The organism is Butyricicoccus faecihominis (genome assembly GCF_024462775.1).
GTDB classification, from domain to species: Bacteria; Bacillota; Clostridia; order Oscillospirales; family Butyricicoccaceae; genus Agathobaculum; species Agathobaculum faecihominis_A.
The window spans coordinates 58,377-69,874 of the sequence record NZ_JANGCE010000019.1 but is presented as its reverse complement, the minus strand read 5'-3'; the positions used below and the strand labels follow the sequence as shown (position 1 = coordinate 69,874).

The following is an 11,498-nucleotide window of genomic DNA, read 5'->3' as shown; positions in this document are numbered from 1 at the left end:
CGTCGTCCGTGACGATGTGCAGATTGGTGCAGGCGTTTTTCATCTCATCCTCCAGGATAATAATATCCTTGGAGCGGAAGCCGGCGATCAGATCTACCTCGGCCCCCATTTCGTGCAGCTTTTTCGCCTGCGGATAGGCGATGGCGCAGCCCAGACCGCCGCCGACGACGGCGACCTTCTTCAGGCCCTCCAGCTCGCTTGCACGGCCCAGCGGGCCGACAAAATCGGCGAGAGAATCCCCGACGTTTTTTTCGCCCAGCGCCATGGTCGTCGCGCCGACCTCCTGAAAGATGATCGTGACAGCGCCCGTTTCCCGGTTGTAGTCCGCGATGGTGAGCGGAATGCGCTCGCCGTTCTCATCCACGCGCAGGATAATGAACTGCCCCGGCTCGGCCTTCCGCGCAACGTGCGGCGCCGCGATCACCATCAGCTTGGTATTTGCGTTCAGTGTCCGCTTTTCCAGAATTTGATACACAGCAATAAGTACCTCCTTGCGTTTTCGCATCGAACAGAAATATTATATCGTTTCTAGTCGTTGAACGCAAGGGATATTCAATCAAAATTTAATAGTTTAGCACAATATAGTCGCCGCGTACATAGCCCTCGTACTCGTTATACCGCACCACATACCATCCGTCGTACTGGCCCAGCACGAAAAGCTGCGCGCCGTCCGGCGCTTTGCCGATGATCGGGGCGGTGAGCGACGGCGCGGAACGGATGTTCAGGTTGCCGGATTCCACCTCTACCGTGGCCGTTCGGATGGGCTCGGGCTCGACGAAGGGGATGCCGAAAAACTCGCATAGAGAAAGCACCACGTTGCGGCCCAGCGCATCGATATTATTCTTGATCCATTCGGCGTCCTCCGGGTTGTCGTGGTAGGCAAACTCGATCAGTATGGCGGGCGCGCGTGTGCGGGCGACCTCGCCGATCGACGTGGTGGGAATGGCGCGCACCTGATCGGGCAGGGGATACAGGGCTTTTAGGTTGGCCGCGGTAATTTCCGCCAAACGGCGGCTTCGGTCGGAACGGGGATAGTAGTAAACATCGGTGCCGCGCAGCTGGCCGGACAGATTGGGCGGCGCGGCGTTAGAGTGCAGAGCGACGTGCGCGTCGTAATCACCCGCGTTTGATGCCTGAATAGAGGACGCCGCGGTCATATCCGGCGTGTTGCGGGTGAATTCGATGCCGGAAGAGATCAAATACGGTACCATCGCGTCCGCGATCAGGTTCATGTAATATTCTTCGCTGCCGCCTCCGTCGTAATACGGGTTGTACTCTTGCGTCGAGGGAGAAAGATAAATGCTGGGCATAGCGTAACCTCCTATACAAAAAGCGTTTCCTAGGAGCAGACTATGCGCAAGCGCGGCGACTTGTCACGGCCGGACCGCGCGCCGCCCGGCAAACCGAACAAAAAATGAGAATGGCCTCGCCGTATATTTTTCCCCCGTTGTTTTCAGGGTTATCTAACCGTCGCGGCCGTTTCGGCGGCGCGTTTGGTGGCGGTATTCGGTTGGCGTCATACCATGCTGCTCTTTAAAATGTCTTGTAAAAATTTTGCTGCTGCTAAAACCGCAGCGCTCGCTGATCTGCTCGATCGTCAAATCGGTCAGGTACAGCAGGTGCTGCGCATGGCCGATGCGGTAGCACAGCACGAGGTTGGAAAACGACATGCCGAAATAACCCGACACCATGCGCTGGATATGGCGGGGGGAATAACTCAGCGCGCGGGATACGTTTTCGATGGAGAGGTCGTCGGTATAGTGGGTTTGTATGTAATGCGCGATCTTGAGCGTTTGGTTTTTAATGCGCTCGTTTTCAGGGGTAATGGCTTCGATAAAATCCGGCCGGGACTTAATCGGGGAATAAGCCTGCAGCGCCGAAATGAAAAAATTGGCCATGTAGTTGCGGATTTTGATGAAATCGCCCATATAGTGCGTCTGCTGGGAGTAGCATAGGCTGTCTACGGCGGCGCGGCAGCCGAAGCCGTCATGCGCGCGCAGCCAAGGGTGCGCCCGCATGTTCTGAATCAGAAAGCGCTCGTCCTTGATGGATTCGGGCAGATTGAGTTCGGCGGGTTTATAGTCGATATCAAAAGCAAAATTGCAGTAGCGGAATTCCGTGCCGGGCAGGTAATCGAAATGGTGGGTCACGCCCGGCGCGAGGTACAGCAGCTCGCCGCTGGAAAGCGGCAGCCGCTCGGCGTCGACCACCACGGACGCCTGACCATCCAGCATCAAATAGATCTCGTGAAAGAAATGGTTGTGCGCGAAATCCGTCGAGCGGGTATTGGTGAAATAGCTGATGTCGTAAATGGTGAGCGTGGCGGATAAAAGCGGTATTTTTAAATTGATGCCGGCAAATGCATCCAGCACGGTGTAATCCATGGGCGGTTCATCCTTTCCGCCGGTGCAACCGGCGAATCTCATGTAAAAATATGTAGCTGATTCTTGTGCAAGGTGACGAAATTGCCGGCCGGAGCGGGCCGAAAGTGACGAAATCACGAAACTTATGGCGGGGTATCGCCTGTTCGCCGGCACGGGGAAACGGTAGAATCAAAACAGAGAAGCGGTTTGCTAGAGTTTGTCGGACAGGAGGCGGTCTGATGGGAAAGCTTCGGATTAAAGCCGCGCTATGCGCGGTATCCATGCTGACGATGGGCGCGCTGGCAACGGCGTCCGGTGTGGCCGACCTTGCGGCGGCGTTTCCGCAAGTGCCGGTACGGTTGGTGCAGATGCTGATCACATTGCCCATTCTGGTGCAGACGCCGGTCACGCTGTTCAGCAGCGTGTTCTGCCGTTATATCAGCAAGAAAAAACTGCTGCTGCTCGCTTGTGTGCTGTTTTTGATCGGCGGGTTGACGCCGTTCTTCATCCATGTGTTCCCAGTGATCATGGTCATGCGCTGCCTGTACGGCGCGGGGATCGGGTTGGTCGTGCCGCTGACGGCCAGCCTTGCGGCCGAGCATTTCGAGGGCGGACAGCGCGCGGCCGTATTGGGGTTGGTCTCGGCGGTTGGCATGTTGGGCGGCGCGTTTTACACCTATGTGGGCGGGCTGCTGTCGGTCGTCGGCTGGCAGTACTGCTTTTTGGCGTATCTGATCGGTCTGCCGGTAATGGCGGCCGTTTGGATTTGCCTGCCGGACGGCGGTCCCGCGCGGCGAGCCGAAACGGAGACGCGGGTAAGCCGCGGGCGGCTGCCCGGCGCGGTGTTTGCCGTGGCGTTTCTTTCGCTGGTTTATTTGGTGCTGTATTTTGCGTACACGAACAACATTTCTCTGTTTGTCGCCAATACCGGGCTGGGCGACGCGTCGCATGCCGGCTTGTCTTATTCGGTGGTCAACGGCTGCGGCTTTGCGGGCGGTTTGCTGTTTGGTGCGCTGCATAAGCGGCTGCGCGGCTGGATGCTTCCGGTCAGCGTTGCGGTGACAATGGCGGGGTTCTTCATCATCGCACGGTCCGGCACGCTGGCGGTGCTGTATGCGGGCAGCGTGCTGATCGGCATTGGCCTTGCGTGGTTTTTGCCGCAGACACAGGTGATGATCAGCGCAGCGGCGCCGCCTGAACAGGCAACCTATGCGTTCGGGATCAATGGCGCGATCTCGAACGCGGGCCAGTTTTTGTCCGCGCCGGTTTTTGGCGCCATAGCCGCCGCGACCGGTATCGCGACCGAGGGGGGCATGATGCTGCTCGCCGCTGCCGGGTATGTGCTGCTGACGCTGTGCTGCCTAAGCTTGGCGCGGCATACCGCCGCGCGCGACGCAGGGGAGACGGCATGAGCTATAAAAACACGCTTTTATTTTATCATGCTGGAGTGAAATAGTGAATGGAACAGTTTACGAAATGGTAGGACGGTTTTCAGATACTTTCACTTCAAGCATGTAAAAATAAACCACCCAAAAAAGAAAACAAAGAGGAGGTATTTCTATGTGGATTCGTGCGGCAGTGACCAAAGCGCGCGGCGCTCCGTTCGCTATCGAGCGCGTCGAATTGGAGGCGTGCAAACCGGATGAAATTCTGGTCAGGGTGAAAGCGGTGGGCATTTGCCACACCGACGAGGCGGCGCAGATGCAGCACCTGCCCGTACCGCTGCCCGCGGTGCTGGGGCATGAGGGCGCGGGCGTTGTCGAGGCGGTTGGTGCGGCGGTGACGGAATGCGAGCCGGGCGACCATGTGGTGATGACCTATGCTTCGTGCGGCAAGTGCGGCCCTTGTGTCGGCGGGCGGCCCTACGCCTGCGAGAAGATGGGCGCTTTGAATTTTATGGGCGTTATGCCGGACGGCACGCGGCGGCTGAAGCTGGGCGGCAAAGCGCTCGCATCGTTTTTCTCCCAGTCGTCGTTCGCGACGCACTGTGTGGTGAAGGCGCGCAATGCGGTCAAGGTGGACGACGATCTCGATTTCGGTCTGGTCGCGCCGTTTGGCTGCGGCGTGCAAACGGGCGCGGGGATCGTGCTCAACTGCTTGAAGCCGCCGTTCGGTTCGTCTATCGCGGTGTTTGGCTGCGGAACGGTGGGCATGTGCGCCATTATGGCCGCGCGCATCGCGGGCTGTGAAAAAATCATCGCAGTCGGCGGCAATCCGCGTAGTCTGGCGCTTGCGGCGGAACTGGGCGCGACCCATACCGTCAATCGGAAAGAGACGGACGATTTGGCGGCGGCCATTCGGAAGATCACGGGCTACGGGGCCGATTATGCGATCGATACCAGCGGCGCAGAACCCATGCTGCGCGCCGGCTTGGATTCTTTGAACTATTTGGGCACGTTGGTCATGGCGGGTGCGGGTTCGACGGTCACACTGGACGCAGGCTTTGCCGCAAAAACCGTGCGCGGCGTCAGCGAAGGGCACTCGGTGCCGAAAGCTTTCATCCCCAAGCTGCTTGACTATTACCGCGCGGGGCGGTTTCCGGTCGACCGGCTGATCCGTTATTATCCGTTTGAGGAGATCAACGCGGCCTTTGCCGCCTCGCACCGGGGCGACGCGATCAAAGCCGTGCTGCGCGTGGAGGATTAAGTAGGGTCAGGCGGCTTTGCGATGCCGCGCGAGCGCTTCGCGCACCGTTTTCTGATTGGACAGATAGCGCAGCATGACGCTCGAATGCGCCTCGCCGGAATCGAGGAACAAGCCGAAGCGCTCGTAGATCTGCTTGATCTGGCGGTGCGTCAGGCTGAACGTCTTGTCGCCCGCGGAGCCAAATACGCGGCGATCGGTCACCAGTACGCACGAGCTTTGCGCGGTAAACAGCGCGCGTGCCGCGTCGACCATCATCCACATCGAAAGCAGATTGGTCAGCATCAGCACGACGATCTGCGAGGCGAATATACGCCCCGCGGCAAAGGAAAGCAGGGCGACGGCAAAAAAGATGCAGACGCCGCGCGCCGCGCTGAACTCGCCGGCGGCTTCAACCCGCTCGCCGGGCTTTAGTTCCTTGCGCAGGGCGGCCAACCGTTGTTCCTTTAGCTTGCTCATAAAAACCCCTCCATGTCTTGTGTTGCCCTCATTATAACAGGCCGCGGGCGCGCTGTCAGCAAATGCGGACACGGCCGGGTGTAGAAAAAGCGGAGGTAAATTTTTATAGCCCCAAAAAGGACAGGAATGTGCGCAATCATGGCTGAATCGAAGTTGACAGCGGCGTGAAAACGCCTGTAAGATGAACCATAACGGGGGCTGCCCCCTCGTGTAGACGAATGTGATGTACGGCAAATAAAGGAGGCTGTTTGGAATGAAAACACTGTGTGGCGTGCGCGTCGGCGATATGAAAGACCCCAATCCGGAAACTCGGGGCAAGGTTGCGCTGCTTGACCTGCCGCTTCCCGCGATGGGGCCGCAGGATGTGCGTATTAAGGTCGCCTACTGTGCGATCTGCGGATCCGATCCGCACTGTGTGGGCGGCTGTTTCGGGCAGGAGCAGGGCTCGACCGACCCCATCCCGTTGGGGCATGAGATTTCGGGCGTTGTGCTCGAACTGGGGCCGGAAGCGCACCACAAGGGACTCAAAGTGGGTGATCGTGTGGCGGGCAACTTTCTGCGCTTCTGTGGCGGCTGCTATTACTGCCAGAACGGGCAACAGCAGTTTTGCGAAAACGCGCAGACCTATAACCGTCCCGGTTATGCGCCCGAACTGATTTGGCATGAGGATCAGGTGTATAAGCTGCCCGAGGAGATCAGCTTGAAAGAAGGCTGCCTGCTCGAGCCGATGTCGATCATCATCCGCATGATGGACAAGGCGCAAATGAAAGCGGGCATGCGCGTTTGCGTGTGCGGCGGCGGACCGATCGGTCTGCTCGCGTTGCAGACTTTTAACCTGTACGGCGCAACCTCGCTTACCATGATCGAGCCGATCGCCGACCGCCGCGCGCTGGCCAGCGAACTGGGCGCGCAGTATTTGATTGACCCGTCCAGCGAAAGCGTTGTCGACCGCGCGATGGAGCTGACCGAGGGCCGCGGTTACGATATCGTCCTTGACTGCTCGGGTTCGGTTCGCGCGGTGACTGCGCTGCCCGATATTACGGCTAAGTGCGGCATGCTGATCTACGGCGCGCAGTATCCGAACGAGTATGAATTGCCGTTTAATATATCAAAATACTGCTATTTTAACGAAATCACCGTCACAGGCGTCATGGTGGCGCCGTACGCCTACCCACGCGCGCTACAAATGCTTTCGCGGCTCAATCTCAAGTGCCTGACCGAAACCGTGTTCGATCTGGACGATGCTGTCGCGGCGTTTGACGCGCAGTTGACCGGTAAATATCCCAAGATCCTCGTCAAATGCAATCCCGATCTGGAATAAGAGCGCTTCATCCTTCTATTGCGGCTGCCGGAGACAAAAGTCTCCGGCAGCCGCTTTCTATCCGGGTGCGGTGTCGCGGAGGGAATCGTGGCATATGCAAAAAGCTCTTGCGGTAATTTGTACATTTTGCATAATATGCGCAGGTGAGGCGGCTGATTTTGGACAGAAAAAACAATTTCATGTCCGCTATGCCGGCAGACAAACCTGAAAAACTGTCGTATGATGCTTAACAGAGACAACGAATCCGCAGACGTAAGGTAAAAATAGACAAAACATGGATAAAGGAATCATATTTCTGGGTGAAACCTTGTTTTTCTATCAATAACAGTACCAAAATGTTTGCGGCGCGTTTTTCCAAACCGAAATCCGAGGAGGTATGTATGATGGCAGACAAACAGGAAGTTTTGCGTTTGACCGATCTGGCGTACGAAATGCGCCGAAAACTGATTAACCTGTGCGGCGTTTACGAGGGCTCGGTGCATATTGGCGGCGATCTGTCGATGACCGATTTGCTGATCGGCCTGTTCCACCACGGGCTAAACGTTGATCCGAGCGATATCCGCAATCCAAAACGCGACCGGTTTATCCTGAGCAAGGGCCACGGCGCGGTGTGCATGTACATCGCTATGGCGATGCGCGGCTTTTTCGATTACGACGAAATTGTCCGCACCTACGGCCGTCTGGGCAGTGCGTACGGCATGCATCCCTGCAAGGTGCAGCTGCCGGGCGTCGAGTGTTCCTCGGGTTCGTTGGGACAGGGGCTGTCGATGGCGGTCGGTATGGCGCTTTCGGCCAGAGCACGAGGCGAAAGCCATCGCGTTGTTTGCATGCTGGGCGACGGCGAAACCTGTGAAGGTTCGGTTTGGGAAGCAGCGATGTCGGGGCGGTCGTACAAGCTGGGCAATCTGATCGCGGTGATCGACCGCAACAAGCAGATGATGTGCAGCCACACGGAGGAGATCACCGTGATGGAGCCCTATGCGGACAAATGGAAGGCGTTCGGATGGAATGTGATCGAGATTGACGGCCACGATATGAACGCCATCGTCGACGCGCTCGACAGCCTACCGCCTTCGTCCTCTCTGCGGCCAACCGCGATCATCGCGCACACGCGCAAGGGCAAGGGCGTTGATTTCATGGAAGGCGTGGTCGGCTGGCATGCCGGCAGCCTGAATGAAGAGGATTTCAAGCAGGCGCTTGAGAATCTCGCGAAGAATTACGGTAAGGAGGCGTAAACGATGGCTGGTTCTTTTAATTTTGGGGAATGGATTTCGGCGCGCAGCGTCATTGGCGATGCCTTGCATGAAATCGGCGAGACGAACGACAGGCTGTTTGTCTGCACGCCCGATGTCGGCATGAACCTGAAACAGTTCCGGCAGGACTTCCCGGACCGCTATATCGACGTCGGCATAGCCGAACAGAACTGCGTCGGCGTGGCGGCGGGGCTGGCGCTCGAAGGCAACATCCCGGTCATCATGGGCATGCTTCCGTTTCTGTCAATGCGCGCTTGCGAGCAGGTTCGCACGGCGGTGTGCTATCAGAATCTGCCCGTGCGCATTATCGGCACAGGAGGCGGGCTGACCTCGGGCGGCGGCTCTACCCATAATGCGATGGAGGACATTGCGATTGTCAAGTCGATGGTCAACATGACGGTGATTTCCATCTGCGACCCGAACATGATCCGCGACATCCTCCATCTTTCGATGGAATATCCGGGGCCGATGTACATCCGTTTGGCACAGGGCAAAAAGGACCGCCAGCTGTATGAACCGGGCGCGGTCGACTTTTCGATCGGCGGCAGCGTGACGGCGCGGGACGGCAAAGACGCGACCATTCTGGCCCACGGCGAAATGGTCGGCGAGGCGCTTGACGCCGCCGAGGAACTGGCGAAAGAAAACATTGATGTGCGCGTGGTCGACATGTACACCATCAAGCCGTTTGATGAAGCCGTGGTGCGCAGGGCGGTCGAAGAGACCGGCAACATCGTCGTGTGGGAGGACCACTTGATGCGCGGCGGCTTGGCGAGCTCCATTTCCGATTTCTTCGTCGACAACGCGATCAGGCCAAAAAACTTCAAGCGCTTCGGCATACCGCAGGTTTACGCGGGTTTCGGCAGCGGCGAAGAACTGCGCCGGAAATACGGCTACGATATTGCCGATGTCGTCAAGGCGGTTCGGGAAATGGTGTGACGGGGATAGACATATAAACAGGGATACAGAGAAAGGGGAACCGAAATGAGTACTGCGCCTGCAACAGTCGATGAATATACCAAACTGAGCGTTCCCAAAAAGATCGGTTACGCCTGCGGTGACTTTGCTTGTAATATGAGTTGGTCGCTCGTCAGCGCATATCTGGTGTTTTTCCTGACCGACGTTGCGATGATCAACGCCGCCACGGTCGGTATCATTATTTTTATCTCAAAATTTTGGGATGCGATCAACGATCCGGTCATCGGTTCGCTGGCTGATCATACGAACAGCAAATGGGGCCGCTATCGCCCTTGGATCATCTTTGCTTGCGTCCCCATGCTGGTTTTCAACGTGCTGACCTTTACCACCAACCCTAACTGGTCGGAAACCGCGCGCACGTGGTGGGGCCTTGGCATGTACTTTATTTTGGTACTGCTGTACACGATGGTGAATGTGACCTATTCGGCGATGCCGGCGACTATGACGCGCGATACGGATACGCGCAGCGCGCTTTCCAGCTACCGCATGACCGGCGCGTTCCTCGCCATGACCATTCTAAGTTTTGCCACACTGCGTATCGTCAATGCGACGGGCGGCGGCGCGACCGGATACCGCAAGGCCGCTTTGATTTTTTCCGCAATGGCGCTGCCGTTTTTTATCATCACGATCCTGTCGACGAAGGAAGTCGTTCAGGTGGACATGAGCAAATCCAAGAAGGTTTCGTTCATTTCGCAGTTCAAGGTTCTCAAGGGCAACTGGCCGGTCATTCAGATCGCCATCGCCTATGCCGGCTGGGGCATTATTCAGGGCGGCATGACTTTCCGCCTGTATTTCTGCACATATAACGCGGGCAACGATCTGCTTTACGCCAATACGCAGACCCTTCAGTCCATTCTTGGCATGGTGGGCGCGTTCGCGGTAAGCTATCTGGTGCCTCGCGTGAAAAACAAGGGGACGATAAGCGGCGTAGCTTTCTCGCTGATCGCCACTTGCGCGCTGATTTCGTTCTTTCTTCCGATCACTACGCCTGTCGGTCAGGCGCTCTACTATGTGATGAATATCGGCATGGGCTTCGGCACCGGTATGATGCTGGGCAACGTATTCGGCATGATGCCCGACACGGCGGAGTACACCTATCACAAATACGGCGTTTACTGTGCCGGTTTTGTTTCGACCTTCATCAACTTTATGCTGAAGGTCGGGCAGGCGGTTGCGATTTCGGGCGCGTCCTTTATTCTGCAAATCGTCGGCTATGTGCCGAACGCGACGCAGAGCGACGCCGTGCTTTTCACCATGAATTTTGGCTCGCATATTTTTGTCGGACTGTTCTCCATCGTTTGTGCGATCGCGATGTTCTCCTACAAACTGGATAAGAAGACTTACGGCGAAATCGTCAGCAATCTGCGCGAACGCGGGCTCGCGAATTGACCGGTCGGCTTTTGAAAGGAGCGTTTTACTATGGCAAAAATGAAGCAGCTTTGGTGGCTGGATGAGAACAAGATCGATCTGATCGACGTGGATATTCCGGCGGTGGGGCCGGGGGAAGTCAAGGTGAAGATCGCTTACGCCGCGCTTTGCGCGACCGATGTCCATATGGTCACCATGGGCGTGATGGGCAGTAAGCCGCCCGCGCCGCTTGGACATGAGGCGGCGGGCACGCTCGTTGAACTGAGCCCGGAGGCTGAGGCCGCGGGCTATAAGCTGGGCGACAAGGTGACGATGTTCCCCGTTTCCCATTGCGGCGAATGCGAATGGTGTAAAAAGGGCATGACGCAGTACTGCATCCATTCCAAGCCGACCGGCGCGTTCGCGGAATACGTCGTTACCGACGTTAAGACCATTTACAAACTGCCCGACAGCGCGGAACTGCGCGATTACGCGATCGTTGAACCAACAAACTGCTGTCTGCGCGCGATGGATTTGGCGCCCATCCGCCACGGTGCGACCGTGTGCGTCGCGGGCGTCGGCGGCATAGGCTCGATCATGCTCAATCAGGTCTTGCTTTCGGGCGCGGCGCGCATTACGGTGATCGACCCGGTGCCCGAAAAGCGTGAGCTGGCGCTTTCGATGGGCGCGCAGTATGTGATCGACCCGTTTCATGAAGACGCGGCCGCCCGCGCAATGGAGATAACCGGCGGTTTAGGTTTTGACTACGTGTTTGAAATGTCCGGCTCGCCCAAGGCGGCCGCGACGCCGATCGAGATTCTGGCGCGCTGCGGCACCGCCGTTTACTTTGCGGTGTTCCCGCCCCAGTTTGAAATGCCGCTCAACCTGCATGCGTTGTATATGAAGGAAGGCCGCATTCAAACGGTGTTCACCACGACGACGATCATGAACCGTTCGATCAACATGATCGAACGGATGCAAACCGATAAGATCATCGGCAAGGTCATGCCGCTGAGCGAAGCGGTTGAGAGTTTCGAGGTGTTTAAAACCGCGAAATACCCCAAAATCCTATTGGATTGCAGTAAGCCGTAATAATAGACATGCGCGCCGCAGATAGTTCTTCTGCGGCGCGCACCA

At 57.3% G+C, this 11,498-nt stretch carries 11 protein-coding genes; 7 read left to right on the top strand and 4 right to left on the bottom strand.

Going from position 1 to position 11,498, the window contains the following annotated elements; translation table 11 throughout:
- From NE562_RS10835 to NE562_RS10825, 3 genes are all read right to left on the bottom strand, one after another.
- Window positions 1-475: FAD-binding oxidoreductase (locus NE562_RS10835; RefSeq protein ID WP_330645906.1), on the bottom strand; the 475-nt coding region annotated here is incomplete at its 3' end.
- Window positions 476-563: 88 nt separating this feature from the next.
- Window positions 564-1,310, bottom strand: a complete 747-nt coding sequence (locus NE562_RS10830) for an N-acetylmuramoyl-L-alanine amidase (protein ID WP_280962435.1) — start codon at window positions 1,308-1,310, stop codon at window positions 564-566.
- Window positions 1,311-1,463: 153 nt separating this feature from the next.
- Window positions 1,464-2,384: an AraC family transcriptional regulator gene (locus NE562_RS10825; protein ID WP_280962434.1), complete on the bottom strand. Its 921-nt coding sequence runs from the start codon at window positions 2,382-2,384 to the stop codon at window positions 1,464-1,466.
- A 218-nt stretch (window positions 2,385-2,602) separates the two neighbouring features.
- On the opposite strand from NE562_RS10825, the gene NE562_RS10820 reads away from it, so the two are divergent.
- Entirely contained in the window at window positions 2,603-3,775 is a 1,173-nt protein-coding gene (locus tag NE562_RS10820; RefSeq protein ID WP_280962433.1) for an MFS transporter, read from the top strand.
- A 148-nt stretch (window positions 3,776-3,923) separates the two neighbouring features.
- Complete coding sequence (locus NE562_RS10815; RefSeq protein ID WP_280962432.1) at window positions 3,924-5,009, top strand: NAD(P)-dependent alcohol dehydrogenase; 1,086 nt, start codon at window positions 3,924-3,926, stop codon at window positions 5,007-5,009.
- 6 nt (window positions 5,010-5,015) lie between these two features.
- Here NE562_RS10815 and NE562_RS10810 read toward each other — a convergent pair whose 3' ends face one another.
- On the bottom strand, window positions 5,016-5,465 hold the full coding sequence (locus tag NE562_RS10810; protein ID WP_280962431.1) for a hypothetical protein: 450 nt from the start codon (window positions 5,463-5,465) through the stop codon (window positions 5,016-5,018).
- Window positions 5,466-5,718: 253 nt separating this feature from the next.
- Here NE562_RS10810 and NE562_RS10805 point away from each other — a divergent pair, with 253 nt between their 5' ends.
- From NE562_RS10805 to NE562_RS10785, 5 genes are all read left to right on the top strand, one after another.
- A complete protein-coding gene (locus tag NE562_RS10805; RefSeq protein WP_280962430.1) occupies window positions 5,719-6,786 on the top strand; it encodes a zinc-dependent alcohol dehydrogenase in 1,068 nt (355 codons plus the stop codon).
- Between the two features lie 380 nt (window positions 6,787-7,166).
- Window positions 7,167-8,021 carry a transketolase gene (locus NE562_RS10800; protein ID WP_280962429.1) on the top strand — a complete coding sequence of 285 codons (855 nt, stop codon included), beginning with the start codon at window positions 7,167-7,169 and terminating at the stop codon, window positions 8,019-8,021.
- Window positions 8,022-8,024: 3 nt separating this feature from the next.
- Complete coding sequence (locus NE562_RS10795) at window positions 8,025-8,975, top strand: transketolase family protein (RefSeq protein WP_280962428.1); 951 nt, start codon at window positions 8,025-8,027, stop codon at window positions 8,973-8,975.
- Between the two features lie 45 nt (window positions 8,976-9,020).
- Window positions 9,021-10,403, top strand: coding sequence for an MFS transporter (locus tag NE562_RS10790; RefSeq protein ID WP_280962427.1), 1,383 nt, complete (start codon window positions 9,021-9,023; stop codon window positions 10,401-10,403).
- Between the two features lie 30 nt (window positions 10,404-10,433).
- Window positions 10,434-11,453, top strand: a complete 1,020-nt coding sequence (locus NE562_RS10785; RefSeq protein WP_280962426.1) for a zinc-dependent alcohol dehydrogenase — start codon at window positions 10,434-10,436, stop codon at window positions 11,451-11,453.
- Window positions 11,454-11,498: the final 45 nt, after the last annotated feature.

Excerpts from the sequence above, each read along its gene's own strand:
- NE562_RS10830 (WP_280962435.1), bottom strand. The coding sequence starts at position 1,310 with ATGCCCAGCATTTATCTTTCTCCCTCGACGCAAGAGTACAACCCGTAT.
- NE562_RS10825 (WP_280962434.1), bottom strand. The coding sequence starts at position 2,384 with ATGGATTACACCGTGCTGGATGCATTTGCCGGCATCAATTTAAAAATA.
- NE562_RS10820 (WP_280962433.1), top strand. The coding sequence starts at position 2,603 with ATGGGAAAGCTTCGGATTAAAGCCGCGCTATGCGCGGTATCCATGCTG.
- NE562_RS10815 (WP_280962432.1), top strand. The coding sequence starts at position 3,924 with ATGTGGATTCGTGCGGCAGTGACCAAAGCGCGCGGCGCTCCGTTCGCT.
- NE562_RS10810 (WP_280962431.1), bottom strand. The coding sequence starts at position 5,465 with ATGAGCAAGCTAAAGGAACAACGGTTGGCCGCCCTGCGCAAGGAACTA.
- NE562_RS10805 (WP_280962430.1), top strand. The coding sequence starts at position 5,719 with ATGAAAACACTGTGTGGCGTGCGCGTCGGCGATATGAAAGACCCCAAT.
- NE562_RS10800 (WP_280962429.1), top strand. The coding sequence starts at position 7,167 with ATGATGGCAGACAAACAGGAAGTTTTGCGTTTGACCGATCTGGCGTAC.
- NE562_RS10795 (WP_280962428.1), top strand. The coding sequence starts at position 8,025 with ATGGCTGGTTCTTTTAATTTTGGGGAATGGATTTCGGCGCGCAGCGTC.
- NE562_RS10790 (WP_280962427.1), top strand. The coding sequence starts at position 9,021 with ATGAGTACTGCGCCTGCAACAGTCGATGAATATACCAAACTGAGCGTT.
- NE562_RS10785 (WP_280962426.1), top strand. The coding sequence starts at position 10,434 with ATGGCAAAAATGAAGCAGCTTTGGTGGCTGGATGAGAACAAGATCGAT.